Annotated in this window: 25 protein-coding genes; 10 read left to right on the forward strand and 15 right to left on the reverse strand. The window is 68.2% G+C overall.

Features of this window, described 5'->3' with window-relative positions:
• A partial coding sequence (locus Q1K70_RS00820) for an alpha/beta hydrolase (protein WP_300154405.1) occupies positions 1-602 on the reverse strand: 602 nt, incomplete at its 3' end.
• A 193-nt stretch (positions 603-795) separates the two neighbouring features.
• Here Q1K70_RS00820 and Q1K70_RS00825 point away from each other — a divergent pair.
• Positions 796-1,164, forward strand: a complete 369-nt coding sequence (locus Q1K70_RS00825; protein WP_300154408.1) for a molybdenum cofactor biosynthesis protein MoaE — start codon at positions 796-798, stop codon at positions 1,162-1,164.
• 27 nt (positions 1,165-1,191) lie between these two features.
• Here Q1K70_RS00825 and Q1K70_RS00830 read toward each other — a convergent pair whose 3' ends face one another.
• Together Q1K70_RS00830 and Q1K70_RS00835 are read right to left on the reverse strand one after the other, a co-directional pair.
• Positions 1,192-2,589 (reverse strand): class II fumarate hydratase, encoded by a 1,398-nt coding sequence (locus tag Q1K70_RS00830; protein ID WP_300154410.1) that lies wholly within the window; start codon positions 2,587-2,589, stop codon positions 1,192-1,194.
• A 140-nt stretch (positions 2,590-2,729) separates the two neighbouring features.
• Positions 2,730-3,302 (reverse strand): cytochrome b/b6 domain-containing protein, encoded by a 573-nt coding sequence (locus Q1K70_RS00835; RefSeq protein ID WP_300154413.1) that lies wholly within the window; start codon positions 3,300-3,302, stop codon positions 2,730-2,732.
• Positions 3,303-3,558: 256 nt separating this feature from the next.
• Between Q1K70_RS00835 and miaB the strand changes: the two genes are divergently transcribed.
• The 4 genes from miaB to acs all read left to right on the forward strand — a co-directional run bounded on the left by miaB (position 3,559) and on the right by acs (position 8,312).
• On the forward strand, positions 3,559-4,899 hold the full coding sequence (gene miaB / locus Q1K70_RS00840) for a tRNA (N6-isopentenyl adenosine(37)-C2)-methylthiotransferase MiaB (RefSeq protein ID WP_300154416.1): 1,341 nt from the start codon (positions 3,559-3,561) through the stop codon (positions 4,897-4,899).
• The gene (locus Q1K70_RS00845) at positions 4,892-5,386 is read left to right on the forward strand and encodes a bifunctional nuclease family protein (protein WP_300154419.1); all 495 of its coding nucleotides are present in this window, start codon (positions 4,892-4,894) and stop codon (positions 5,384-5,386) included. Before miaB ends, Q1K70_RS00845 begins: the two co-directional genes overlap by 8 nt.
• A 3-nt stretch (positions 5,387-5,389) precedes the next feature.
• Positions 5,390-6,055, forward strand: a complete 666-nt coding sequence (locus Q1K70_RS00850) for a histidinol phosphate phosphatase domain-containing protein (protein ID WP_300154423.1) — start codon at positions 5,390-5,392, stop codon at positions 6,053-6,055.
• Positions 6,056-6,329: 274 nt separating this feature from the next.
• A complete protein-coding gene (gene acs / locus Q1K70_RS00855) occupies positions 6,330-8,312 on the forward strand; it encodes an acetate--CoA ligase (RefSeq protein ID WP_300154426.1) in 1,983 nt (660 codons plus the stop codon).
• Positions 8,313-8,498: 186 nt separating this feature from the next.
• Here the strand turns inward: acs and recQ are convergent, their stop codons facing one another.
• The 3 genes from recQ to ybaK are packed head-to-tail and all read right to left on the reverse strand — an operon-like array spanning position 8,499 to position 11,898.
• Positions 8,499-10,742, reverse strand: a complete 2,244-nt coding sequence (gene recQ / locus Q1K70_RS00860) for a DNA helicase RecQ (protein WP_300154429.1) — start codon at positions 10,740-10,742, stop codon at positions 8,499-8,501.
• 17 nt (positions 10,743-10,759) lie between these two features.
• Entirely contained in the window at positions 10,760-11,386 is a 627-nt protein-coding gene (locus tag Q1K70_RS00865) for a hypothetical protein (protein ID WP_300154432.1), read from the reverse strand.
• A gap of 38 nt (positions 11,387-11,424) precedes the next feature.
• Positions 11,425-11,898, reverse strand: coding sequence for a Cys-tRNA(Pro) deacylase (ybaK, locus tag Q1K70_RS00870; protein WP_300154435.1), 474 nt, complete (start codon positions 11,896-11,898; stop codon positions 11,425-11,427).
• Positions 11,899-12,123: 225 nt separating this feature from the next.
• On the opposite strand from ybaK, the gene dapA reads away from it, so the two are divergent.
• Entirely contained in the window at positions 12,124-13,002 is an 879-nt protein-coding gene (dapA, locus tag Q1K70_RS00875) for a 4-hydroxy-tetrahydrodipicolinate synthase (protein WP_300154438.1), read from the forward strand.
• 65 nt (positions 13,003-13,067) lie between these two features.
• The gene (locus tag Q1K70_RS00880) at positions 13,068-14,546 is read left to right on the forward strand and encodes an ATP-binding cassette domain-containing protein (protein WP_300154441.1); all 1,479 of its coding nucleotides are present in this window, start codon (positions 13,068-13,070) and stop codon (positions 14,544-14,546) included.
• A 112-nt stretch (positions 14,547-14,658) separates the two neighbouring features.
• Here Q1K70_RS00880 and Q1K70_RS00885 read toward each other — a convergent pair whose 3' ends face one another.
• Together Q1K70_RS00885 and Q1K70_RS00890 are read right to left on the reverse strand one after the other, a co-directional pair.
• The gene (locus Q1K70_RS00885) at positions 14,659-15,861 is read right to left on the reverse strand and encodes a mechanosensitive ion channel domain-containing protein (protein ID WP_300154443.1); all 1,203 of its coding nucleotides are present in this window, start codon (positions 15,859-15,861) and stop codon (positions 14,659-14,661) included.
• Between the two features lie 216 nt (positions 15,862-16,077).
• Positions 16,078-16,668: an RNA methyltransferase gene (locus Q1K70_RS00890; protein WP_300154446.1), complete on the reverse strand. Its 591-nt coding sequence runs from the start codon at positions 16,666-16,668 to the stop codon at positions 16,078-16,080.
• A 57-nt stretch (positions 16,669-16,725) separates the two neighbouring features.
• Here Q1K70_RS00890 and panB point away from each other — a divergent pair, with 57 nt between their 5' ends.
• The 3 genes from panB to lgt all read left to right on the forward strand — a co-directional run bounded on the left by panB (position 16,726) and on the right by lgt (position 19,913).
• Positions 16,726-17,610 carry a 3-methyl-2-oxobutanoate hydroxymethyltransferase gene (gene panB / locus Q1K70_RS00895; RefSeq protein ID WP_300154448.1) on the forward strand — a complete coding sequence of 295 codons (885 nt, stop codon included), beginning with the start codon at positions 16,726-16,728 and terminating at the stop codon, positions 17,608-17,610.
• Positions 17,611-17,652: 42 nt separating this feature from the next.
• Complete coding sequence (locus Q1K70_RS00900; RefSeq protein ID WP_300154451.1) at positions 17,653-18,996, forward strand: tetratricopeptide repeat protein; 1,344 nt, start codon at positions 17,653-17,655, stop codon at positions 18,994-18,996.
• A 125-nt stretch (positions 18,997-19,121) separates the two neighbouring features.
• Positions 19,122-19,913 (forward strand): prolipoprotein diacylglyceryl transferase, encoded by a 792-nt coding sequence (lgt, locus tag Q1K70_RS00905; protein WP_300154453.1) that lies wholly within the window; start codon positions 19,122-19,124, stop codon positions 19,911-19,913.
• Positions 19,914-19,916: 3 nt separating this feature from the next.
• Here the strand turns inward: lgt and Q1K70_RS00910 are convergent, their stop codons facing one another.
• From Q1K70_RS00910 to Q1K70_RS00940, 7 genes are all read right to left on the reverse strand, one after another.
• A complete protein-coding gene (locus Q1K70_RS00910; RefSeq protein ID WP_300154455.1) occupies positions 19,917-20,156 on the reverse strand; it encodes a hypothetical protein in 240 nt (79 codons plus the stop codon).
• Between the two features lie 52 nt (positions 20,157-20,208).
• Positions 20,209-21,027: a glutaminyl-peptide cyclotransferase gene (locus Q1K70_RS00915; RefSeq protein WP_300154457.1), complete on the reverse strand. Its 819-nt coding sequence runs from the start codon at positions 21,025-21,027 to the stop codon at positions 20,209-20,211.
• Between the two features lie 378 nt (positions 21,028-21,405).
• The gene (locus tag Q1K70_RS00920) at positions 21,406-21,969 is read right to left on the reverse strand and encodes a hypothetical protein (RefSeq protein ID WP_300154460.1); all 564 of its coding nucleotides are present in this window, start codon (positions 21,967-21,969) and stop codon (positions 21,406-21,408) included.
• A 40-nt stretch (positions 21,970-22,009) separates the two neighbouring features.
• Positions 22,010-22,396, reverse strand: a complete 387-nt coding sequence (locus tag Q1K70_RS00925; protein WP_300154462.1) for a hypothetical protein — start codon at positions 22,394-22,396, stop codon at positions 22,010-22,012.
• 239 nt (positions 22,397-22,635) lie between these two features.
• The gene (locus tag Q1K70_RS00930) at positions 22,636-22,986 is read right to left on the reverse strand and encodes a hypothetical protein (RefSeq protein WP_300154465.1); all 351 of its coding nucleotides are present in this window, start codon (positions 22,984-22,986) and stop codon (positions 22,636-22,638) included.
• Positions 22,987-22,990: 4 nt separating this feature from the next.
• Complete coding sequence (locus Q1K70_RS00935) at positions 22,991-23,596, reverse strand: hypothetical protein (RefSeq protein ID WP_300154467.1); 606 nt, start codon at positions 23,594-23,596, stop codon at positions 22,991-22,993.
• 83 nt (positions 23,597-23,679) lie between these two features.
• The gene (locus Q1K70_RS00940; protein WP_300154468.1) at positions 23,680-25,230 is read right to left on the reverse strand and encodes a glycosyltransferase family 9 protein; all 1,551 of its coding nucleotides are present in this window, start codon (positions 25,228-25,230) and stop codon (positions 23,680-23,682) included.
• Between the last annotated feature and the right edge of the window lie 189 nt (positions 25,231-25,419).

Raw genomic sequence — 25,419 nt, forward strand, 5'->3', positions numbered from 1 at the left:
GCCCGCGCCTTGGCGGCCTGGGCCGCGATGAGGGGGTTGGGGTTGCGGATGCAGCGGATGAAGAAGCGCGTCACGGCAGGGTCCGGCATGCCGAAGCGGTAGGGCTCGGTGAAGGCGGCCAGGGGCGTGGAGGTGAGCCTGGCCGCGAAGCCCGGGGCGAGCTCGGGCTCCACCACGCCGAACACGTTCAGGGGCCAGGGCCGCACCAGCCATTCGTCGTGCACGTGGGCGGCCAGCACCTTGCCGAACTCGGGGCCCGCCATGGACTGGAACGACTGGCCATCCTCCGGCAGCAGCGCATCGACGTAGGCGATGCCGGTCACCGCGCCGGGGAGCCTGGCCGCCGCGGCCGTGGCCACCAGCCCCGAGAAGCTGTGCCCGGCGATGAGCGCCGGTCCCGTGCGGGAGAAGCTCACCGCGTTGACCACGTCGTCGACGTAGGTGGAGAGCGACACGCCCTCGCGCAGCAGGTGGGCGCGGTCCCCCAGCCCGGTCAGCCCGGGCGTGAGCGCCTCGTGCCCGGCGCGGCGCAGAAGCTCCGCGGTCTGCGCCCATACGAAGCTGCCCTGGAATGCTCCGTGAACCAGAATGAAGGTGGCCATGGCGGACTCCTGGATGGTCTCTTTCGCCTAAAGTGTAGCCCCGCGCCACGAAGGCGGGCAACCAGGTCACCTTTTCTGAAGCGATGGTGACTCGGGCAGGGGGTTGGCGTCTGGACGCTCGCCGCGCGCGCGGGTAGAACGTGCGGGCCAGGGACCGGGAACCGGCCCTGCGGCAAGCGCAAGGAGGGATCGCATGGATATTTCGCAGGCCATCGCCGAACTCAAGAAGAGGCCCGGCTTCACGGAGAAGGTGGGCATGGTCCTGGTGCACAACGGCGTGGTGCGCGGGCGCTCGCGCGGCACGGGCGCGCCGGTGGAGCGCCTGGAGGTCCGCCCGGACCAGGACAAGGTGGCGGCCGTGTGCCGCGAGATGGAGGAGCGCCCCGGCATCTTCGCCGTGACGGCCCACGCCAAGAGCGGCGTGTTCGAGCCCGGCGACGATCTGCTCTTCATCATCGTGGCGGGCGACATCCGCGAGAACGTCGCCCCCACGCTGGTGGACACCCTGAACAGGATCAAGGCCGAAGCCATCGGCAAGACCGAGCACCTGAGCGTGTCCTGAGCCCGGGCGGCGCGGGGCCGCCGGGGCTCACCTGGCCACGGAGGGGCCGGTCATCCTGGCCGGGACCACCACGCGGTCGAACTCGTCTGCTCCCACGAAACCCAGCTCCAGCGCGGCCTCGCGCAGGGTCAGGTCGTTCTCGGCCGCGTGGTGCGCGATGCGCGAGGCCTTGTCGTAGCCGATCACCGGCGAGAGCGCGGTGACCAGCATCAGCGAGCGTTCCACGTAGGTGGCGATGCGCTTGCGGTCCGGCTCCATGCCGTCCACCAGGTACTTGCGGAAGTTGGTCATGCAGTCGGACAGCACGCGCACCGGCTGCATCACGTTGTGGATCATGAGGGGCTTGTAGACGTTCATCTCCAGGATGCCCCCGGCCCCGCCCATGCACACGGCCATGTCGCAGGCCATGGCCTGGAGCGCGGCCATGGCCATGGCCTCGCACTGGGTGGGGTTGACCTTGCCGGGCATGATGGAGGAGCCGGGCTCGTTGGAGGGAATGACGAGCTCGTAGAATCCGGCGCGCGGGCCGCAGGCGAGAAGCCTGATGTCGCAGGCGATCTTGTAGAGCGACACGGCCAGTGTGCGCAGCGTCCCGGAAAGCTGCACCAACGCGTCGTGGGAGCCCTGGACCGTGAACTTGTTGGGCGCGGGCACGAAGGGCAGACCGGTCAGCCGGGCGATATCGGCGATGGCCGCCTCGGCGAAGCCCGGCGCGGCGTTGATGCCCGTGCCCACGGCCGTGCCGCCGAGCGGCAGCTTGTACACGTCGCCGAGACTCACGCTCAGACGCGCGGCGTCGTCGGCCAGAAGCCCGGCGTAACCCGAAAATTCCTGGCCGAGCGTCAGCGGCACGGCGTCCTGCAGGTGGGTGCGGCCGATCTTCACGATGTCCTTCCAGGCCTCGGCCTTGGCGGCCAGGGCGTCGTGCAGGGCGGCCAGGGAAGGCAGCAGGTCACGAGCCACGCCGAGAGCGGCGGCCATGTACATGGCCGAGGGAAAATTGTCGTTGGACGACTGGGACATGTTGACATGGTCGTTGGGGTGCACGGGTTTTTTGGACCCGAGCGGCGCTCCGGCGAGCTGGCAGCAGCGGTTGGAGACCACTTCGTTGACGTTCATGTTGAACTGCGTGCCGCTGCCGGTCATCCAGACGTGCAAGGGGAACATGTCGTCGTGCTTGTGGTCGAGGATCTCGTCGCACACGGCCACAACGGAATCGGCCAGTTCCCTGGGCAGCCGCCCCTGGGCGGCGTTGGCCTCGGCCGCGCCCTTTTTGAGGTAGGCGTAGGCGGCGATCATCTCCCGGGGCATGAGGTCGTCGCCGATGCTGAAGTGTTCGAGCGACCGCTGGGTCTGCGCCCCCCAGAGCTTGTCCGCCGGGACCTTGACTTCGCCCAGGCTGTCCGTTTCGATGCGCTGCTCCATGACGGGCGTCCTCCTCGGGGCGGGCCTGCGCCGCCGCCGTGTCTCCAGGGCGGTTTCAGGAAAGGGAACGGGACCGGACGCGGTCCGGACCTTAATAAGGAAGTAACAACAGACAGCTCTCGCGGGCAAGGCAAAAGGGATCATTCCCCGCGCAGCTTGCGCAACGCCCCTGCCAGGGCGTCCGGCGCCATGCGCAGGAGCACGTTGTCGCGCAGCACGAAATGGTGCTTCAGGGCCGCGCCGGCATGCAGGACGAACAGGATCGCCAGGCTCGCCGCTCCTGCCCCGTGCGCGCCCGCCAGGACCCCGCGCGCCGCCTGTCCGGCCAGTTCCCCCAGGGGCAGCTTGGGAATGGGGAACAAGCCGAAGAAAAGCGTCGTGTTGGACGAAAGCGAATAGAGGCCCCAGCCGATGAGCGGCTGGAGGACCAGAAAAACATAGAAAAGCTTGTGCACGGCCACAGCGGCGAAGGCCTCCCATGGGCGCAACCCGCCGGGCAATGGCGGGGGGACATGCGTCGCCCGCCACAAGAGGCGCGCAAGGGTCAACAACAAAACAAATATACCCAGCGATTCGTGCCACATGACCAAAAACGGCGTTCCCCGGGACATGGTCCCGCCGAGCAGAAACAAGGCAAGCACCACAGCGACGGTCAGCCAATGCATCGCTTTCCAAACGGGATCGTAGCCCGTCACGTTGTCGGATGCGGCCATGTCATCCTCCTTTCGGCCGTGCGAACGGCCCGGGCGGCCCGCGTGGCGCGCTCCATGGCCGACAGCGGCCAGGCGAGCCGACCACACGGCCCCACCCGTGCAACGGCAGCTCCGGAAAAGAGACGCCATATGCGATATGCCAAACCGGCGGCCATATGGCAACGGCTCCCGCCGCCCGGGATCAAAAAGGCGTCTGGATCGGCCGTTTCCTCCGCCCTTTACCCCCGGCCGGTCGTGCATTATTCTCATCCGAGCCATGAAATTTCACATCACGACCATGGGCTGCCAGATGAACGTCGGCGACGGCGACTGGCTGACCCGCTCTCTCGTCTCCCAGGGGTTCACGCCGGCTTCGGAAGATCAGGCGGACATCTTCATCCTTTTCACCTGCTCGGTGCGCGAAAAGCCCGAGCAGAAAGTGGCCAGCGAACTGGGCCGCATCGCCGACCGCCACGGCGGCAGGCCCGACGCCTTCGTGGCCGTGGGCGGCTGCACGGCCCAGCAGATCGGCACGGCGCTTTGGCGGCGTTTTCCCATGGTGCGCCTGGTCTTCGGCACGGACGGCCTGGCCGCCGCGCCCCGGGCCCTCGCCCGCATCGTCGACGAACCCGGGCTTCGCCTGTCGCTGCTCGACTTCACCGAGACCTATCCCGAGCGCGACCAGGCCTGGCCGAAGGACCGGCTCCCGGCCAAAGCCTTCGTCTCCATCATGCAGGGCTGCGACAACTTCTGCGCCTACTGCATCGTGCCCTTCGTGCGCGGCCGCCAGAAATCCCGCGCCCTGCCGGCCGTGCTGGCCGAGGTCGAGGCCTTGGCGACGCGCGGCGTGCGCGAGGTCACGCTCCTGGGGCAAAACGTCAACAGCTACGGCCTGGACGCGGCCGGCGACGGCACGAGCTTCGCCGCGCTGCTCGACGCCGTGGCCGCCGTGCCCGGGATCGGCCGCATCCGCTTCACCACCTCCCACCCCAAGGACCTAAGCGACGACGTCATCGCCCGGTTCGCCGCCCTGCCCGAACTGTGCCCGGCCCTGCACCTGCCGGTGCAGTCCGGCTCGGACGCGGTGCTCGCCCGCATGGGCCGGGGCTACGACAGGGCCGCCTACATACGGCTGGTGGAAAAACTGCGCCAAGCCAGGCCCGACATCGCCCTGACCACGGACCTCATCGTCGGCTTTCCCGGGGAGACCGAGGCCGACTTCCGCTTGACCCTCGATCTGGTCCGTGATGTAGGATTTGATAGCGGTTTCTCCTTCATGTACGGTGACAGGCCGGGAACCGCGTCAGAACGCATGGAGCCCAAGATCGACCAGAAGACGAAATCGGCCCGTCTGGCCGAGCTGCAGACGCTGTTGGACGAACGGCTGACGGCGTCCCTGGCCGCCCAGGTCGGGCGGACGACCGAGGTCCTCATCGAGGGGCAAAGCCGCAGGGACGGTCCCGACGGCCCGTCCTGGCAGGGGCGCGACCCCGGCGGCCGCATCGTCAACATGACCCTGCCCGGAGCGGCGCGAGCCGCCGGAACCCTCGTGCGGGCACGCATCCGCCAAGCCAAAAAGCACTCCCTCATCGGGGAGGCGGAGGCCGATCATGATTGAAATGAAAGTGTTCGGGCTGGCCCTCGACGAAGAGTCGCAAGTGCCCGTGCTCATCCTCAAGGACATGGAAGAAAAGGCCGTGCTCCCCATCTGGATCGGAGCCATGGAGGCCATGGCCATCTCCCTGGCCCTCAACGACGTGGAGCTGCCCCGGCCCATGACCCACGACCTGCTGCTCAATATGATCCTCAAGCTCGACGCCCAGGTGGTGGCCATCCACGTCACGGAGCTGACCGAAGGCACCTACTACGCCGACATCGAGGTGGAGGTCGAAGGCGGCATCCGCCGCATCGACAGCCGCCCCTCGGACGCCATCGCCCTGGCCCTTCGGGCCAAGTCGCCCATCCTGGTGGCCGAGTCGGTCCTGGAGCAGGTGGCCAGCGAGGCCAAGGACGCGAGCGTGGTGGCCTTTGCCACCGACGATTCGGACAAGTGGACGGAACTCCTCGAACAGTTCGACTCCAACGACGCCAAATACAAGATGTAGGGCATGATCGACCTCCACACCCACACCACCTTCTCCGACGGCGAACTCATCCCGGCGGAGCTCGCCCGGCGGGCGGCCAAGGCCGGCTACCGGGCCATGGCCATGACCGACCACGCCGACTTCTCCAATCTGGACCTGATCCTGACCAACATCGGCCGGTTCGTGGCCGAGGCCGGCCCGTTCCTCGGCGTGACGGTGCTCACGGGCGTGGAGATCACCCACGTGCCGCCGCCGCTCATTCCCCACATGGTGGAGATGGCCCGGGAGCGCGGGGCGCAGATCGTGGTGGTACACGGCGAAACCATCGTCGAGCCCGTGGAGACCGGCACCAACCTGGCCGCCATCGAGGCCGGCGTGGACATCCTGGCCCACCCGGGGCTCATCACCCCGGAGGAGGCCGAACTCGCCGCCGAGCGCGGCGTGGCGCTCGAGATCACCACCCGCAAGGGGCACAGCCTGACCAACGGCCACGTGGCCGCCCTGGCCCGGCGCTTCGGGGCAAAGCTCGTCATCGACAACGACGCCCACGCCCCGGACGACCTCGTTTCCCAGGACCGGCGCAAGAAGGTGGCGCTCGGCGCGGGACTCACCCATGAGGAATACCTGCGCGCCGAAGCCAACTCCCGCGAGATCGTCTCCCGCATCCTCGGCCCCGGCCGGCTGGACTGAGAAACCGGGAGAAGAGCCTCCGGCGGCCGGGGGGCATGATGCCCCCGGACCCCCTCCCCGGCTTCGCGAACGCCGGCATGGATGCATGCCGGCACGCCGCTCCCGTTTCGCATTCGATGAACGGCGTCAAATCCTCGATAAACGGCCTTTGCCATCCTCCCCGATGGGTTTATGGATTTCGGGCCGCCATTTACCGAAAAATTCTGGCCGGGCCGGCCCGATTCCGGCATGGTCCGCCTGAAATCGACCCAACATCCCAACATCGGGGGGAATCATGACAGCCGAAAACATCGAAAGCCTCATGCAGGAAGACCGCCGCTACGCCCCGCCCGCCGAAGGTCGCGAGCGCGCCCACATCAAGAGCATCGAGGAATACGAAGCCATCTACAAGCGTTCCATCGAGGACCCGGAAGGCTACTGGGGCGAGCGCGCCACCGACCTGCTCACCTGGTTCAAGCCCTGGGACAAGGTGCTCGAATACGATTTCGACAAGCCGGAGATCAAATGGTTCGCCGGCGGTAAGCTCAACGCGACCTACAACTGTCTGGACCGCCACCTGACCGACGGGCGGCGCAACAAGGCGGCGCTCATCTGGCAGGGCGAGGACGACGGCCAGGTGCGCACCTACACCTACCAGATGCTCCACGACGAGGTCTGCCGCTTCGCCAACGTGCTGCGCAAGATGGGCGTCAAAAAGGGCGACCGTGTGAGCCTGTACCTGCCCATGATTCCCGAGCTCGCCATCGCCATGTTGGCCTGCGCCCGCATCGGCGCGCCCCACAGCATCATCTTCGCCGGCTTTTCGTCCAACAGCCTGCGCGACCGCCTCAACGACTGCCAGTCCAAGGTCCTCGTGGTCAGCGACGCCGTCATCCGCTCGGGCAAGACCATTTCCCTCAAGCCCAACGCCGACGAGGCCCTCAAGGAAAGCGCCAGCGTGGAGAAGGTCGTGGTGGTGCGCCACGCCGGCAACGCGGTCGAGATGCTGCCCGGCCGCGATCTCTGGTGGCACGACGTCATGAGCGACCACGACGTCCAGGGCTGCTGCGAGCCCGAGCCCATGGACGCCGAGGACGTGCTGTTCATCCTCTACACCTCCGGCTCCACGGGCAAACCCAAGGGCGTGTACCACACCACCGGCGGCTACCTGACCTACGCCGCCCACACCAGCCAGCTCGTCTTCGACCTGCACGACGACGACATCCACTGGTGCACGGCCGACATCGGCTGGATCACCGGGCACTCCTACATCGTCTACGGTCCATTGGCCCTTGGCGCGACCTCGCTCATGTTCGAGAGCGTGCCCACCTATCCGGCCCCGGACCGCTTCTGGCAGATCTGCGAGAAATTCAAGGTCAACATCTTCTACACCGCGCCCACGGTCATCCGCTCGCTCATGCGCTCCGGGCCGGCCTGGACCCAGAAGCACGACCTGTCCTCGCTGCGCATCCTCGGTTCCGTGGGCGAACCCATCAACCCCGAGGCCTGGATGTGGTATCACGAGCACATCGGCCACGGGAAACTGCCCATCGTGGACACCTGGTGGCAGACCGAGACCGGCGGTCTCATGATCTCCCCCCTGCCCTATGCCACCACCCTCAAGCCCGGCTCGGCCTCCCTGCCCCTGCCCGGCGTCGACCCCATCATCGTGGACAAGGACAACAACGAAGTGCCGGCGGGCCAGGGCGGCTTCCTGGTCATGCGCAGGCCCTGGCCGGGCATGCTTCGCGGCGTCTGGGGCGCGCCCGAGCGCTTCAAGCAGCAGTACTTCTCCGGGTTCAAGGGCCGCTACGAATCCGGCGACGGCGCACGGCGCGACGCGGACGGCTATTTCTGGATCATGGGCCGCGTGGACGACGTCATAAACGTCTCCGGCCACCGCATGGGCACGGCCGAGATCGAATCGGCCCTGGTGTCCCACCCCACCGTGGCCGAGGCGGCCGTGGTCGGCATGCCCCACGACGTCAAGGGCCAGAGCATCTACGCCTACGTGACCCTCAAGGCCGGCTACGAGGAGAACGAGGACCTCTTGAAGGCCCTCAAACTCCACGTGCGCAAGGAGATCGGGCCCATCGCCGCGCCCGAGGTCATCCAGTTCGCGCCGGGGCTGCCCAAGACCAGAAGCGGCAAGATCATGCGGCGCATCCTGAGAAAAATCGCCTCCAACGAGGTGGAGAGCCTGGGCGACACCTCGACGCTGGCCGATCCGAGCGTGGTGACGGAACTCATCGAAGGCAAGAAGAAGCTCTTCGGTTAGCCCCGTGCCCCTTAAAAAATACGCCGGTATTTTTTAAGAACCACTGTCTGGCTCAGGCGAGGCTGTCGCCTCCACGATTCCCGCGACGGCGATGCGAAGCCCGTCGCGAGAACTCACACGAAAAGAAACGCCGGCCCGGAAGTTCCTCCGGGTCGGCGTCTTTTTGGGGGAGGCGGTGAAGAGAGGTCAGGACGCGCCCAGCCGGCCGTCGGCCCAGAGGCCGGCTTCCAGGTGGCGCAGGGCCTCGTAGGAGACCTCCCCGGCCAGGGCGTCGTACACGGCGGTCAGCCCGACGACGCCGACCCGGCGGGCGTCGAGGATGGCCTCCTCGGCCCGCGCGGCCGCGGCCGCGTCGCACCCGGCCGCCTCGCGCGCGGCCAGCTCACCCCGGCGCACGAAAAAAAGCAGGTGCCCGTGCACCGTGGCCACGGACAGGCCGCGCGCCTCGGCCACGGCCTCGGCCGAAGCGAGTTCGCGGAAAAGGGCCAAGCTCTCCCGGGCCGTGGCGCTGGGGGCTTTCTCCCGGGCCTCGCGACGGGCGGATTGTTCCGCCGGCTCGATCACTGCCTCGGACACCCGGCGGCCGTGGGCGGCGCAGTGCTCGTCCAGGATCGCCAGCAGCGCCGCGCCGTATTTCTCCAGCTTCACCCGGCCCATGCCCGGCAGGTCGGCCAGGGCCTGGACGCTTTCGGGCTTGGCCGCGGCCACGGCCACCAGGGTGCGGTCCTGGAAGACCACGTAAGGCGGCACGCCCGCCTCCTGGGCCGTTTGCGCCCGCCAGGCCCGCAGCTTGTCCCACAGGGCGACGTCGTCCGGCGCGGGGAGCGCCTCGCGGATCCAGTCCTGGCGCGGTCCCCCATCCCTTTTCCTGCGCCGGCCGCCGGCCGCCTTGGCGACCGCCTCGGGCAGGCGCATGGCGAATTCCCGCCGGCCCTTGAGGATGTCCCAGGCCGCCGCGGTGAGCACCAGGCCGCCGTGGCCTTCGGGATGCGGGGACAGCGCGCCCATGGCCGCGAGCCGGCGCATGAGCGCCTTCCACTGCTCGCGCGTCAGTTCCGCGCCGATGCCGAAGGTGGAAAGCTCGGTGTGCCCGAGCGTCACGGCCCGGGTGGTGGGCTTGCCGAGGAGCACGTCCACGATGTGCCCGGCCCCGAAGCGCTGGCCCGTGCGAAAGACGCACGACAGGGCCTTTTGCGCCGGCACGGTGGCGTCCTTTGTCGGGCGCGGGTCGAGGCAGGCGTCGCAGTTGCCGCAGGGCGCGGCCAGATCCTGGCCGAAGTAGCCGAGCAGGGTGCGGCGGCGGCAGGCGTCGGACTCGCAGTAGCCGGCCATGGCCTCGAGCTTGGAAAGTTCCACCCGCCGGCGGCCCTCGCCCGTGCCCTCGGGGTCGATCAGGCGGCGAAGCGCCCCGAAATCGGCCGGCGCGTACAGGAGCAACGCCTCGGCCGGCTCGCCGTCGCGCCCGGCCCGGCCCGTTTCCTGGTGGTAGGCCTCGATGCTCTTGGGCGGGTCGAGGTGGGCCACGAAGCGCACGTCGGGCTTGTCCACGCCCATGCCGAAGGCCACCGTCGCCACCATGACCAGCCCTTCCTCGCGCATGAACCGGTCCTGGCGCGCGTCGCGCTCGGCCGCCGCCAGACCGGCGTGGTAGGCCAGGGCCGGCACGCCGTTTTCCGAGAGCCAGGCGGCCAGGTCCTCGACCTTCCGGCGCGAGAGCCGGTAGACGATGCCCGACTGGCCCGGGTGATCCTCGCGGATGAAGCGCAGAAGCCGCCGGCGCGGCTCCTCCTTGGGCTCGACGAGGTAGCGGATGTTGGGCCGGTCGAAGCCCGTGGCGAAGACTTCCGCCCGGCGAAGCTCCAGCCGCTCCAGGATGTCGTCGCGGGTCGGGCCGTCGGCCGTGGCCGTCAGCGCCAGGCGCGGCGTGCCCGGAAACCTGGCGGCGAGTTCGGCCAGTTGCAGGTATTCCGGCCTAAACTCGTGGCCCCACTGGGACACGCAATGCGCCTCGTCGATGGCGAAAAGGCTCAGCGGAACGGACTGGAGCATGGCGGCGAAGGCCGGGGTCATGACCCGCTCGGGCGCGGCGTAGAGGATGTCCAGCCGCCCCGAGGCCAGGCGCGAGGTCACCTCCCGGGCCTCGCCCGGGGCCAGTCCCGAATGGAGCGCGGCGGCGGCCACGCCCAGGGCCTCGAGCGCGCGCACCTGGTCGCGCATGAGCGCGATCAGCGGCGAGACGACCACGGCCGTGCCCGGCAAGAGCAGGGCCGGGATCTGGTAGCACAGCGACTTGCCGCCGCCTGTCGGCATGACGACGAGCGCATCGCCGCCGGCGCGCACGTGGTCGATGACCGCCTGCTGGGGGCCGCGAAAGCTGTCGTAGCCGAAGACCCGTTTGAGGACGTCCCGGGGCGTTTCGGGCGTGGTCATGGGAAGGTCGCGGCCGGCTAGGGCGCGGGCTCCACGGCGGCAAGGCGCGGGCCGCGATAGCTCCCGTCCGGGCCGAAGTCGAGGGAGACCACGGCGTGGCCGAGCACCTCGCAGGCGTGGCAGCCGTTAAGGAGGGCATAGGAAAAGACGAAGCCCTGCCCGCCGCCGTCCAGGGCCTCCACGGCGCGCGGGCCGTCGCCCACGGGCCAGAACATGACGTCGGGATGGGCCTTGGCCAGGGCGGCGTACTGGGGATTGTCGGCAAGCTTCAGGGCGTCCTCGTCGATCTCGCTCGAAACCAGCTCCGGCTCGCCGTTGACCAGGTAGGCCACCTCGTTGGAATTGGCCCGCAACGGAAAGACCATGCCGGCCACGTCCACCCGGCCGGTCTCGCGAAAAGCGGCCATGTAGCCCTCGCCGTCCAGGCGCGTGTTGATCTCCATCGCCCCGGCCGAGGCCCCGCCCTGGCGCATGAGCGCGCCCAGGCAGCCCGTGGCGTCGGCATGCCCCTTGAGGCAGTCCGTCCAGGCCGCCTCGGGCAGGGTCCAGGCGTCGTCCGGGCCGATCTTTCCGGCGGCCCGGACAGTGGCCGGGAAAACGGCCAGGCCGGCGCAGACGAGCAGATAAAACGTGCGGCGCATCATGGCGCGCTCCTTGGCGGATATCGCAAGAACCGGGGCCGTCAGGCCAGCAGCGGCGCGGCCACGGCGCCGAGCGCGCGCCTGGCGTCGGCCGGGGACAGGCGCACCATCAGCCCGCGCTGGCCGGCGTTGATGATCACGTGCGGCTCGGCCAGGGCCGCCGCCTCCAGGGCCGTGGGCACGGCCTTGCGCTGGCCGAAGGGACTGATGCCGCCGACGTGGTAGCCCGTGACCTTCTCGGCTTCGGCCGGGGGCAGCATGGCCGCCGCCTTGCCGCCGAAGGCCGCGGCCACCCGCTTCATGGACAGCTCGCCGTTGGACGGGACCACGGCGCAGGCGGGCTTGCCGTCCACGCTGACCATGAGCGTCTTCAGCACCCGCGAGGGCGGCTCGCCCACGGCGGCGGCCGCATGCAGGCCGATGTGCTGGGCCCCGGCCTCGTAGGCGTATTCGATGACGGTAAAGGCGACGCCGGCCTTGGCCAGGGCCTGGGTCGCCCGGGTGGTCTTGGCCATGGGCGTTCCTTTGGCCGCCGCGCCCGGGCGAAGGACCCGGCGCGACGCTGCTTTCAAAAGGAAACCTACTCCATCGCCCCACCCCGGGCAAGGCCGCCGGCCGCGCTGTGGCAAACACCGCTCCTTGCCCTTGATTTTCCCGCACATTTCTTCGCGCGGCGCACTTGCCTGGAGAACGAAAACATTCTAGGGAATGACGGGGTTTATTCTTCCAAGGAGGACCGTATGGAGTTTCGAGGCGCAATCACGGCATTGGTGACGCCCTTTCGAAACGGCGAGGTTGATGAGGACGCCTACCGCGCCTTCATCGAATGGCAGATCGAGCAGGGCATCCACGGGCTTGTCCCCTGCGGCACCACGGGCGAATCGGCCACGCTTTCCCACGCGGAACACAAACGGGTGATCCGCATCTGTGTGGACCAGGTCAAAGGCCGGGTGCCGGTCCTGGCCGGCGCGGGCTCCAACAACACCCGCGAGGCCATCGAACTGACCAAGGACGCCAAAGAAGCCAAGGCCGACGGCGCGCTTCTGATCACTCCCTACTACAACAAACCGACCCAGGCGGGTCTGGCGGCCCATTTCAAGGCCATCGGCGAGCGGGTGGAGCTGCCGCTGATCCTGTACAACGTGCCGAGCCGCACCGCCGTCAACCTGCTGCCCGAGACCATCGCCGAGATCAAAAGCGCCGTTCCCCACGTGATCGGCGTCAAGGAGGCCACGGGCGACCTCAACCAGGTGTCGCGGGTGGCGGAGTTCTGCGGCGAAGACTTCCAGATCCTGTCCGGCGACGACTTCACGGCCCTGCCCACCATGGCCATCGGCGGTTGCGGCGTCATCTCGGTGGTCTCCAACTTCGTGCCGAAGATGATGTCCGAGATGTGCGAGGCGGCCCTGGCCGGCGACTACCCCAAGGCCAGGAAGCTGCATTTCGCCATGAGCCCCCTGTACCGGGCCGCCTTCCTCGAGACCAACCCGGCCCCGGCCAAGGAAGCCCTGGCCATGATGGGCCGCTTCCCCTTCGAGGTGCGCCTGCCCATGGTGCCGCTGTCTCCCCAGAACAAGGAAAAGCTCAGGACCGCCCTGGCCAATGCCGGCCTGGTCTGAGGCGCGCAACTTCCGACACGCATGACGGGCCTTCCGCCGGAAGGCCCGTTTTTGTTTCAAGAATCATGACCATCTCCACCCTTCGCATCGTGCTGGACCAAGCCAGCGTCACCCTGTCCGGCCGGCCGGCCCTGTCCGGCGTGAGCCTCGCCGTCGAGCCCGGCCAACGCTGGCTCATCCTCGGCGGCAACGGCTCGGGCAAGTCCACCCTGTTGCGGCTTTTGCGCGGCGACATCTGGCCCGACGACGACGGCCGGGGATCGCGGGCCTACGTCGCCGACGGCGGCCCGGGACGGGCCTCGCCCATCGGCGCGCGCGAACGTTGCGGCATCGTCTCGCCGGAAATCCAGCGGGCCACCAAGCGGCTTTGCGCCCACCTGCCGGCCCGCGCCGTGATCCTGGCCGGCATGCGCGACGCCGTCTACATCCAGGGCCGGCCCAAGGGCGAGGAACTCTCCCGCCTGGAAGAGGTGACCGTCCTGCTCGGCATCGCCCACCTGCTGGACACGCCGGTGGCCGCCCTGTCCAACGGCCAACTGCGCGCCGTGCTCCTGGCCCGGGCCCTGGCGACCCGGCCGCTTGTGCTTTTCCTCGACGAGTTCCTGGACGGCCTGGACGACACGGCCCGGGAAGCGGCCGAAAAGGCCGTTTCGAAAGCTGCCGCCGCCGGCGCGGCCGTGCTGCTCACCAGCCACCAGGGCGCGTCCCTGCCGCCGGGGCCGGCCCAGGGGCTGACGCTTTCCGGCGGGCGCGTCATCGACGCCGGCCCGGCCGAGGCGGTGCTCGAGCGCTACCGAAAGGCCATGGACGGCCCGGCCCGGGAGCCGGCCGCCGCGCCGCCGCCGGCCGCCTTCGCCGGCGACGGACCGCCGTTGGTCGTGCTGGAGCACGCCACGGTCTATCTTTCGCGCCGGGAGATCCTCAGGGACATCTGCCTCACCATCGCCCCGGGTGGGCATCTGGCCGTGTTCGGGGCCAACGGCGCGGGCAAGTCCACGCTGCTCAAACTCATCGCCGGCGAGCTGCATCCGGCCCTGGGCGGCCGGGCGCTGCGCCCCGGGCTGGCCGCGCCCGAGGGATTCACCGACCTGCGGGACATCCGCAAGCGCATCGGCCTGGTGTCCTTCGAGCTGGAGGCGGATTACGACAAGGAGCTTTCGGCCCTGGACCTCGTGACGTCGGGCATCGCGGCCACCATGGGCATCTACGCCGCGCCTTCCGCGGCCGATTACGCGGCGGCCAGGCGGTGGATGGAGTTCTTCGACGTGGCCGACCTGGCCGATCGGCGGTTGGGGCGGCTTTCGGCCGGCCAGACGCGGCGGCTCTTCCTGGCCCGGGCCATGGTCGGCGAACCGCGCCTGCTTTTGCTCGACGAGCCCTTCTCGGGCCTCGACGCCCCGTCGCGCAGCGCGGCCATGGCGGCGGTCTCGGCCGCGGCCCGAAGCGGCGTCACGGTCGTGGCGGCCGTGCACCGGCGCGGGGACGTGATTCCCGAGATCGAGGACGTCCGTCGCCTGGAAGGCGGCCGGCTGCGCTTCCTGTAGCAGGGGGAAGCCTCTGGCGGCCAGGAGGGGCGGGGCCCCTCCTGGACCTCCCCGATGAGGAAACTCCTCTGCCGCCGCAACGATGCCTTCGAGGAGAAAAGGGCCGCCGCGCTCAGCGTTTTCCGTCCGGCGGCGTTTCGTCTTCGGAGGTGACCACGATCACGTTGCCCATGATCTTGGCGTTGGGCACGATGATGACGTCGCCCGTGTCGGAACGGATGACGGTGTTGAACACGTCAATGGACGCGACCACGCCCGAGGCCCCGGCAGCGCTCGGCACGTTCACCCGGTCGCCCACCCGGAAGAAGCGGAACAGCAGCAGCATCACGCCCGAGGCGAAGTTGGACAGCGTGTCCTTGAGCGCCAGGCTTACGGCCAGGCCGGCCGCGCCGAAAAGGGCCAGCAGCGAGCTGATGTTGAACCCCAGCTGCCCCAGGGCGGCGATGAGCACCACCAGATACAGGCCGTAGCGCACGAGGCTCGCCGCGAAGGAAACGATCTCCGGCAAAACGTTTCTCCGGCGCAGGATCCGCGCCAGGACGGCCGCCAGCCGGCCGGAAATCCAGACGCCCGCGAAGAAGAGCAGGACGCCCGAAACCAGGCGGCTGCCAAGCGACAACGCCCAGGGCACGATCTGGTCGGCGAAAAACGTCTGCCCGCCCATGGCGAATCGGGTGCGCTCCCCCACCCTGTCCACGGTCACGGGCACGGCGGCGGCCGCGTTGTCCTTGAGCGCCGCGGCGGCCTTGTCCAGGGCCGATCCACCGTCGTTTTCCGCGGCGGGGGCGGCGACCGGGGGCGCTTGCCGGGGTTGCGCCGCGACGGTCGCCTGGGGCGCGGGCAGCGGCGCGACGGCCGTGGCGGCCGGCCGGGCCGGGGTCGGCGGCAGGTCGTGTTCCTTGAGCCCGCCGGCCAAAGGCTGGGTGGCCTGGGGCGCCGACTGCGGCCGCAGTTCGACGTTTTGCGTCTTGGCCGACGGGGCGGCCGAGGCGGCCGCAGGCGTCTCTTCCGCAGGCGGCGTCGCGGCCGAAGCGGCCGCGCTCGGGGCCGGGATGACGATGACCTTCCCGAGCTGGAGCCGGCCCGGATCGAGGCCGGGATTGGCCTTGAGGATGGCGGCGGCCGGCACGCCGTAGCGCAGGGCCAGGAGGTTGATGGTTTCGCCGGCCTTGATGACGTGCTTGCCCGGCGCGGTCGCCTGGACCTTGGCCGGGGCCGCCTCGCTGACGCGGCAAAGGCACGGCCCGACGTCGGAAAGCAGCACGCCGCAGGCCAAAAGCGTCGTGAGCAGGAAGTATTTCGCCATGTCGCCCATCGTCACCTCCCATGCCGTTCCCGAAAAGCGCCTGCCCCGCCGGGTCGCCGCTTTTTCGAGGCTAGCACAAGGACATGGGCCGCGCCAAGGGCGTGGACTGTGACGACTTGGCCACGCCGGCACGGTCGGGGGCATGGGGAGGGAACATTCCCTGGAAGCGGGACCCGCGTCGCTCGCGCCGCCACGGCCTCGCCCGAGGGCACTGCATGCCCGTCCTCACTTCTGCGCCCACAGGTTCGTGAGCCGCTCCAGTTCCTCCCCGGGCAGGCAGGGGGCGTCGTAGCAGCCGGCGGCGTGGCGCTGGCGGAAGCCTTCGTAGAGGATGACGGCCGCGGCCACGGACACATTGAGGCTTTGCACCATGCCTTGCATGGGAATATAGAGAGCGCCGTCGACGTGGGGGGCGAGGTCTTCGTCCACGCCCCGGTGTTCGTTGCCGAGGATGATGGCGACTTTCCCGGTGAGATCCCATTGGGGCAGCGGCTTGGCCGTTTCGGTGAAGCTGGTGGCGACGAGGGTGAAGCCCTGGCCTTTGAGGGCGGCGGCCAGGGAGGCGGCGTCCTTGTGGCGCACGGTCTCGACCCATTTCTTGGCCGAGCCCGAGGATTTTTTGCCCAGAGCCGGGAAGGCGGTGTCGGTGTAGAGCAGATGGACGCGGTGGATTCCGAACGCGTCGCAACTTCGTAATATGGCCGAAACGTTGTGTGGATCGTGGATGTTGTTTATGACGAGCGTCAGATCGGTCTGTCGTCTGGACAGCACGTCCTGGATGCGTTCGAGCCGGCGGTCGGTGATGCAGATGCGCATGGCCGGTGCACATAAGCCAAGGGCGGGGCGGGCGCAAGGCCGAAGGAGCATGGAAATATGACCAAGATGACAGCCCCGGCCGTGACGGCGGCCAAGGGAACACGCAAGCTGGCCATGTTGACGGCCTATGATTTCGCCGCCGCGCGCCTGGCCGAGACGGCCGGCCTGGACATGCTGCTGGTGGGGGACTCCCTGGCCATGGTGGTGCTGGGCCACGAGGACACGCTGTCGGTGACCATGGAGGAGATGCTCCACCACACCAAGGCGGTGTCGCGCGGGGCAAAAAACGCCCTGGTCGTGGCCGACATGCCCTTTCTGTCCTACCAGGTGTCGGTCCCCGAGGCCGTGGCCAACGCCGGCCGCTTCCTCAAGGAGGGTCGGGCCGGCGCGGTCAAGCTGGAGGGAGGCAAAGAGGTGCTGCCCCAGGTGCGGGCCATCGTGGCCGCCGGCATTCCGGTGGTGGGCCATGTGGGGCTCACGCCCCAGCACGTGGCGGCCCTTGGCGGCTTCAAGGTCCAGTCCCGGACGGCCGAGGCGGCGGCCCGGCTTCTGGACGACGCCCTGGCCCTGGCCGAGGCGGGGTGTTTCGCCCTGGTGATCGAGTGCATTCCGGCTCCGGTGGCGGCCCTGGTCACCGAGCGCCTGCCGGTGCCGACCATCGGCATCGGCGCGGGTCCGGACTGCGACGGCCAGGTGCTTGTTTTTCATGACGTGCTGGGCCTTTACGATCGTTTCCTCCCCAAGTTCGTCAAGCGGTACGCCGAGCTCGGCGAGCTTGCCGTGGGGGCGTTGACGCAGTGGGCCGATGCGGTTAGGAATGGCACTTTCCCGGGACCCGAGCATGTTTTTTCGATGGAACCCGAGGCGTATGCCACGTTTCTTTCCCTTGCCGCCTGCACTCCTCCGGACGGTTCGAAGACGCCGGACGGCGGTTCCGTGTGAATGGACCGGCCCGCTTCCCGCCCCCTGCATTAAGAGTTCTACATGAAAAACAAGCAATATGACGACGATGTTCGTGAATTCGTAGCCCTGACCAACGGCGTGTTCCTGGTCCTCAGCGATGATGCGGTCTTCAACAAAAACCTGCGCAGCACGCTGCTGCGTCATCTCACGATCAAGGACGAGTGCGTACACAACGTCGCTACCATAGAGGCATTGCATAAAGAAATAAAGCTGTTGCGGTCAAAAAATCACAAGCTGCTCATCTTCATCGAGCGGGAGCTCAACGGACGCAACACCTCGGACCTGGTCCGCTATCTCAAATCCGATTTCGCCAACGAACTCTTCGTCATCGTCCTGACCACCGAGGTCGAACGGGACAAACTGGTGCTTTTGCACGAACTCGGTGCGGACAACATCATCACCAAGCCCATCTCCGCGGACACGCTGATCGAGAAGATCGCCTTCACGGTCAAGCCGCGCGGCCAGCTCGGCGAACTCATGGACAAGGGACGCCAGTGCCTGGACATGGGCAACCCCCTGGAGGCGGCCAAGCTGGCCAAGCAGGTGCTGGAGCTCAAGCCCAACAGCCCCTCGGGGCTTTTGCTCATGGGCGACGCCCTGCGGGGCATGGGCAAGCGCGAAGAGGCGCTGCGGGCTTACACGCAAGCCGAGAAAGGGGCCAAGCTGTTCCTGGAGCCGCTGAAAAAGATCGCCGAGCTGCACCACGAGGAAGGCAACACCGCCGAAGAGGTCCGGTTCCTGGAGCGCCTGGACAAGCTCTCGCCCTTAAACGTCGACCGCAAGGTGGACATCGGCACGGGCTACATCAAGATGGGCGACGCCGACAAGGCCAAGGCCGCCTTCGACATGGCCGTGCGCATCGCCACCAAGGAAGCCCTGGACGCGGTCAGCCGGGTCACCCAGACCATCGCCGTGCGCTGCATGGACGCCTCGCCCGAGCTTTCCGAGCAGTACCTGCGCCAGTCGCTCAACACCCGCAAGAACATGCTCGACCGCTCGGACATCGAGACCTTCAACCGGCTGGGGCTGACCCTGCGCCGCCAGGGCAAATGGCAGGAAGCCATCGTCGAGTACCGCAAGGCCCTCAAGATATCCCCCAACGACGGCGGCCTGTATTACAACATCTCCATGGCCTACACCGAGGGCCGGCAGTACATCGAGGCCTACCAGTACCTGGACCGGGCGCTGACGCTCAATCCCGACCTGTGGCGCACGGGCGAGGCCATCTGCTACAACATCGCCACGGTCTACCGCCGCTACGGCAAGAAGGAACAGGCTGTGGACTACCTGAAGAAATCCTTGGATATCAATCCGGAATACGCCAAGGCCAAGACCCTGCTCGACGAACTCGGCCAGGACCGCTGACGCCGCCCTCGCGACGACATCGTCGGCGGCTTATTCCCAAAAGACGCGACCCAAGCCCCGTCCGCCCGCGTCCGAGGCGGCCGGGGTTCGCCCGGACGCCAACCGGCAAACCGCCAGGACTCCTCATGCTCGCCTATCCCCAGTTCGATCCCGTGGCCATAAGCCTCGGCCCCCTGCACGTGCGCTGGTACGGCCTCATGTATCTGTTCGGCTTCTGCTCGGCCTGGCTCCTCGGCCGCTACCGGGCCTCGCGCCCGGACTCGGGCTGGACCGGGGAACAGGTGGACGACCTGATCACCTATTCCGTGCTGGGCGTGGTTCTCGGCGGCCGCACGGGCTACGAGCTTTTCTACGACCTGCCGGGGCTGCTGGCAGATCCGCTGTCCTTCTTCAAGGTCTGGCAGGGCGGCATGTCCTTCCACGGCGGCATCATCGGCATGTCCGTGGTGGCCTGGCTGCTGGGCAAAAAGACGGGCAAGGGCTTCTGGGGCGTGGCCGACTTTCTGGTGCCCCTGGTGCCGCTCGGCATACTGGCCGGGCGCATCGGCAACTTCATCAACGGCGAACTGTGGGGCAAGGTCGGCGACGTGCCCTGGGCCATGGTCTTTCCCGACCCCAGGGCCGGCGACATGCCGCGCCATCCCTCCCAGCTCTACGAGGCCGGCCTCGAGGGCGCGGCGCTCTTCGTGATCGTCTGGCTCTATTCGGCCAGGAAGCGCAAGACCGGAGCCGTCTCCGGCGTCTTTCTGCTCTGGTACGGCATTTTCCGCTTCATCGTGGAATTCGTGCGCGTGCCCGACCCCCAGCTCGGCTACTTGGCCTTCGGCTGGCTGACCATGGGTCAGCTCCTGAGCCTGCCGGTGGCGGCCCTGGCGGCCTGGCTCCTGTGGCTGCGGGCCGCGCCCAAGGGGGCCTAGGCCCTACTCCTTGTGCAGCGGGATGAGCACGAATTCGCCGCACAGGTCGTCGGCCTGCGTTTCCGGCCAAACGGCCACGTAGGTCTTGCCCCGGGCCTGCTCCACGGGCGCGGCCGCCGGGGCCGGTGCGTGGCGCTTGCAGTAGCCCCAGTCGCCCGAGAGCATCTCCTCGGGCGGACAATAGCGGTGTTCGGCCGGGATGGGGCCCTTCCAGTACCGGCACATCCTGCATTTCTGCTTCATCGCTTCCTTCTCCGTCCCCGCGGCCCGCTCGGCGCGCGGCCTGGAGACGCGCTTATTTTCCCGCTTCCGATCGGAACGTCCCCAGGGGCAGTCCCGGCGCCTTGATTTCGTGGATCGCGGGCCAGTTCTTGCCCGTCACCCAGATGCGCCCCGTGGCCGGATCGTGGGCTATGCCGTTAAGGACGCTCTCCGGATCCCTTGCGGTTACAGGCCGGGCCAGGGCGGAACAGTCCACCCAGGCGGCCACCCGGCCCGTGGCCGGATCGACGACCGCGATACGCGTCTCGTGCCAGACGTTGGCCCAGATCATCCCGCCCACGGTTTCCAGTTCGTTCAAATTGTCCACGGGCGCGCCGTCGTCGGTCACGGCCAAGCTCCCCAATAGCGTCATGTCCTTGGGGTCGTAGAAGGCGAGCCTGGCCGTGCCGTCGCTGACCACCAGCGCCCCGTCGAGCACGGTCGCGCCCCAGCCTTCGGTGGGCAGGGGCAGCTCTGAGAGGGGTCTGAGCGTGGCCGGGTCGGCGGTCAGCACTCTGCCCTCCCGCCAGGTCAGCTGGTAGAGCCGGCCGCCGGCAAAGGCCAGGCCCTCGCCGAAAAGCGACGGAGGCAGGGAGACCTTGGCCAGCACCCTGCCCGTGGCCGGGTCCAGGCGACGCCGGCTGGACTGGCCGTAGAGGCCGGTGCTTTCGTAGAAGACCCCGTCGGCGAACAGCAGGCCCTGGGTGAAGGCGGCGGGATCGTGGGGAATGCGGGCCACGCTTTGGGCCGTAACCACCGGCGCGCCGGCCGGAGCGGCGGAGGCGACGCCCAGCCACAAGCACAGGGCGGCGGCGAAGATGCGGCAAAGGGACAGGCTGGCGATCCGGGACATGCTTGGAATCCGCTCCGTGCTTGCGCCTACGGTCACGCTCCGCGCCCCGGCCGACGCCGGACAATCTGGTCGCGCCGTCGCGCCTTGCGTCGGCGCTGTGTTTCTTCGGTGCCGTCGAGCATGGCACGGGCCGGGCCCCAAGGCAAGGTCCGGCCAGGGAAACGCCGCCCCTTGACAGTGACCGGGAATGCTGTATTGTTCACACCATGAACGATATCCTGCTTTTCCTCGTGGTCATGGTCGCCTGGTTCGTGGTGGTGCGCTTCGTCTTCCCGAAACTCGGCATCCGGGGCTGAGGGGTGGACACGGGGTGCGGTTCGCGCCCCCGCCCTTCCCGGCCCGGCGACGATCCGGCGCGCGCGCCGGACCGCACGGAGCCTAGAAACTGATCTTGAGGCCGAGGTTGCCGCCGAGGCTGTCCAGGCCCTTGTCGGAAAACGAGCCCAGGTGCTGGTAGCGACCGGCGGCGCGAAGGCTCACGTTCTTGCCGAGCGACACCGTGCCGCCGAGGTCGGTCTGGCCCATGCCGCTGTTTTTCTGGCCGCCTTCGGGCAGTTCCTTGTCGGCGAAAACGCCGCCGCCGCCCGCGCCGACGAACAGCGTGCCCTTGGGCGTGCGCACGAAGTTCCACTTGGCCATGCCGGCCACGCCCACGGCGTTGTTGGTCTCGGACTTGCTGGCCATGCCCTGGGGAGTGGCCGTCTTGGTCTTCTGGTCCACGGCGTAGCCGAGACCCTCGGCCTCCAGGGCCACGCCGTCCATGACGTAGTGGCCGGCCGCGCCACCGTAGGTGCCGACCACGTTGACGTTGGGGTTGGTGGTTCCGTAGACCCCGCCCCGGGGTTCGACGTAGGACGTGCCCTGGGTGTACTCCTGGGCCGCGGCCGCGACGGGGAAAACGCACAGAGCGGCGAGGGCGCAGGTTGCGGCGAGACGCTTCATGGCGTTTCTCCTTTTGTTTGTCCGGCCGACCCGGCCGGGCTCAATGCATGATGGAATTGACGCCCGCGGCCTTTCGCGTCCCCTGGGCCGACTGCTCGCGCTCCAGGATCACGGCCGTGCCGTAGCAGGAAAAATAGCGGGATCCGTCGGGGTGGAAGGCCACGTTCTCCTGATAGCCGACGATGGCGTCCGCGCCGATGTCCAGGGCGCTGGCGGTCAGGCCGTAGAAGGCGCATTCCGAGTCGAAGCCCCGGCCGCTGACCAGGCCGAGCACCTTGCGCACCTTGCGCCCTTCGAGCCCGGGCGTGGTCACCACCGGGAACTTGCCGGAATAGAAAAGCTCCTTGGCGTTTTTGAGCCGCGCGCCCTTCTTGAGTTCCTCGTGACGTCCCCGGGCCTTCTTGTCGCCGCTGAAAAATGAAAGCATGCCGTCCTCCTTTGCCTGGGCCGGGCACGACGCCCCGCCCCTCCCCCGTTTCGGGCTGACGCATCCATAGCAAGGAGCCTGCCAATAATTTTATCGTTTTATTTCAAAATATTGCACCGCCTCGCCAGGGCCGTGCCGCGCTTCCGTCAAAAAGCCGGCAAGGATTTCCCGATCCTGGGCGTAAAAAAAGGCCGGCCCAAAGGGACCGGCCCGGCGATCGTCTTTCCAGGGGAGTCGGCTCAACCGGCCTTGTCCAGATAACGGCGCACGGCGGGGTTGGGCCGCACGGTGGTGCGGTAGCCGGACAGGCGCTGGTTTTCCTGCTTGGCCCGCTGCAGGTCGGTCTTGAGCTCGGCGTGCAGCCGCCGGGCCTCGGTCGTGAGCTGGCCTTGCAGGTTCTTGAGCTTGTGCAGCTTGTCCCGAAGCTGGCCGATGCTCTCGGGGTCGGCGGATCGCCAGGCCATTTCCAGCAGCCGGCCGCGATCCTTGGCCAACATCTCGGCCTCTTCGATCTCGCCCGCAAGCAGGCAGTGCAGTTCGCGTTCACCGGCGACCAGGGCCGCTTCGAGGTATTCAAGCTTGTCGGACATGACGTTATTCCTTGTGGTGTTCCCGGAAGCTCTCCCGCAGTTCGGCGATGACGCCCTTCCACCGGGACATGGCCGGAATGAACTCGTATTCGAGCAGGTCGGCGAGCAGGATCCAGTCCTCGTTCTCCAGGACTTCCACCATCTCGGAGAACAGGGAGGAAATTTCTTCCGCGGCGGCGTCGAAGGCCTGGGCCCCCACGCGGACGCTCTCGTCGCGCAGCACGCCGATCATGTTCAGGAAGTCGCGGGTGACGTCCATGAGGTCCTGGTAGACTTCCAGGGCCTCGGCGTCGTCGGCCTGGCGGAAAAGGTCGGCCACGCGGCGCGCGCCGTGCTCCATGAGCAGGACGACCTTGTCGAGCTCCACGGCGATCTCCGCGGCCATGTCGGCCACGGGCACGCTCTTGACCTCGACGGAGGTGATCTCGTCGGCCTCGATGTCCTCGGCCTGGTGGGGATAGATCTCGGAAAAGCTCTCGTTGTTGACGAAGACATCGGTGACCACGCGGCCTTCGAGTTCTCCGCCGTCCATGATCTTGAGGAGGATTTCCTCAAGGTTCTGGAAGTGCTTGATGTCCATGCCGGTTTCGCGGCCGTCCACGCTTATCATCTCGCGCCTCCCTCTGGAGTTGTTGTCGGGAGGAAAGGATTTCCATCCCCGCCTCGCTTCATACAACAACCGTGCCAAAGGCCTTAAAGACGGACGAGGCACGCGGACAGGGCGTCCACCAGGGCGGCGTAGCGGCGGATGCGGCCGAGCAGACCCTCGAGGTCGGCCGAGGGCCGCTGGGCCTCGGTCATCCACAGGCGGCCCAGGGCCCCCAGGTGCGGCGAGGCCGTCCACAGGCCGCGCAACCGCTCCCAGGTCCCCAGGAACCGGTCCTTCATGGCCGCGTTCCTGGCGGCAAGGCCCGCCTGGCCCTCCAGCAGGCGCAGCAGGTCGGCGGACTGGCCAAGGAGCGCCGTCAAGGGATCGTACACCGCCGCCGCCAGAGGCGAGCGTTCCCCGTCGTCGGCCAGGGCTTCCTCGTCAAGGAATTGACGGAGCAGCCGGCGCGTCAGCCCCAGCCACACCGACCTGGCTTCGCCGTCGTGGCCGGACAGGGAAACGACCCCCATGAATCCCGAGGCGTCGAAGGCCGATCGCCAGGCCCTGGCCCCGGGATACGCCCCCGGGGCGAAGACGCCGCCCTCGAAGAAGCCCAGGGCGGCCTCGAGCACGACGCCGGCCGGCACGGCCTGGCGGCAGGCGTGGCCTATGGGGCAGGGCACGCCGAAGGGACAGGGATGGCAGGACATGTCCGGCTCCAGGCACAGGCAGCCCTCGCGGTAGGGGCCGGTGTCGCAGGGTTGGGCCGTCGCCAGAAAGATGGAGATCGACGGGATGTCGAGGCCCGCGGCCAGGTGCAGGGTGCCGGTGTCGTTGGTCACGAGAAGCCGCGTCTGGACAAGGGTCGCGGCCAGACCAGGCAGGTCGGTCGCGCCGATGCAGTCCACGCTGGGAGAGCGGCTTTGCTCCCGGTAGGCGGCGGCCAGCGCCTTCTCGCCCGGACCGCCGAGCAGCACGGGCACGGCGCGAAGCGCCTGCCACAGCCCGTCGCCCACGGCCGCGAAATGCGCCGTGGGCCACTGCCTGGCTTCGGCGCTGGCCCCGAGCTGAAAGCCCACGAAAAAGGCCGCGCCCTCGGGAGCGGCGGCGGCCAGGCGCTCCCGGGCCGAGTCGAGCGTGGCGGCATCGGGCCGGGCCAGGGCGACGCGGCCCGGCCCGGCGCCGACGCCGGCGGCCTTGCGGAAGAGGTCCACGACGTTGAAGGGACTCAGTCCCCTGTTGGCCGAGGAGGCCTCGAGAAAAGTGGCCCAGGCCGAGGATTCGTGGCGAAACCCGTGAGGATCGAGGGAAAAGCCGCGCACCGCGTCGCCGCAAAGCCGGCGGGCCAAGAGTCTGGCCGCCAGGGCCGGGGTCAGGTTGACCACCAGGTCCGGGCCGAATTCCCGGGCGACCCGGCCGACGTACTCGTCCACGGCGGCCAGGGCCCTGTGCCAGTCGCCGTCGAGTCCGGCCAAAAACTTCGCTCCGGGCAGGGGCAGGATGGCCGAAGCCTCGGGCAAAAGCGCCGCCGCGCCGGCAAAATTTTCCAGGCAGGCCACGGCCACCTCATGCCCCTGCCCGGCCAGTTCGGCCATGGCCGGCTGGGACTGGAGCAGATCACCGAAGCGAGTGAGATTCTGCAACAAAATCTTCATGGGCGCTCCATGGCCGCAGGCGCACGACCGGCCGGTGCTGCGTCCCTGGAAAAGCACGTGCTTTTTCGAGGACAACATGCCAAAATTACTATCTTTTCTTGAAAAATACCGACGTATTTTTCATGGGACCCAACTCAAGATTTTCCCGAAGCGACGGCGGGTTGTTGCCCGGTCGCGAAGATGGTAGCA

This window comes from Solidesulfovibrio sp., assembly GCF_029978005.1.
Classification (GTDB): domain Bacteria; phylum Desulfobacterota; class Desulfovibrionia; order Desulfovibrionales; family Desulfovibrionaceae; genus Solidesulfovibrio.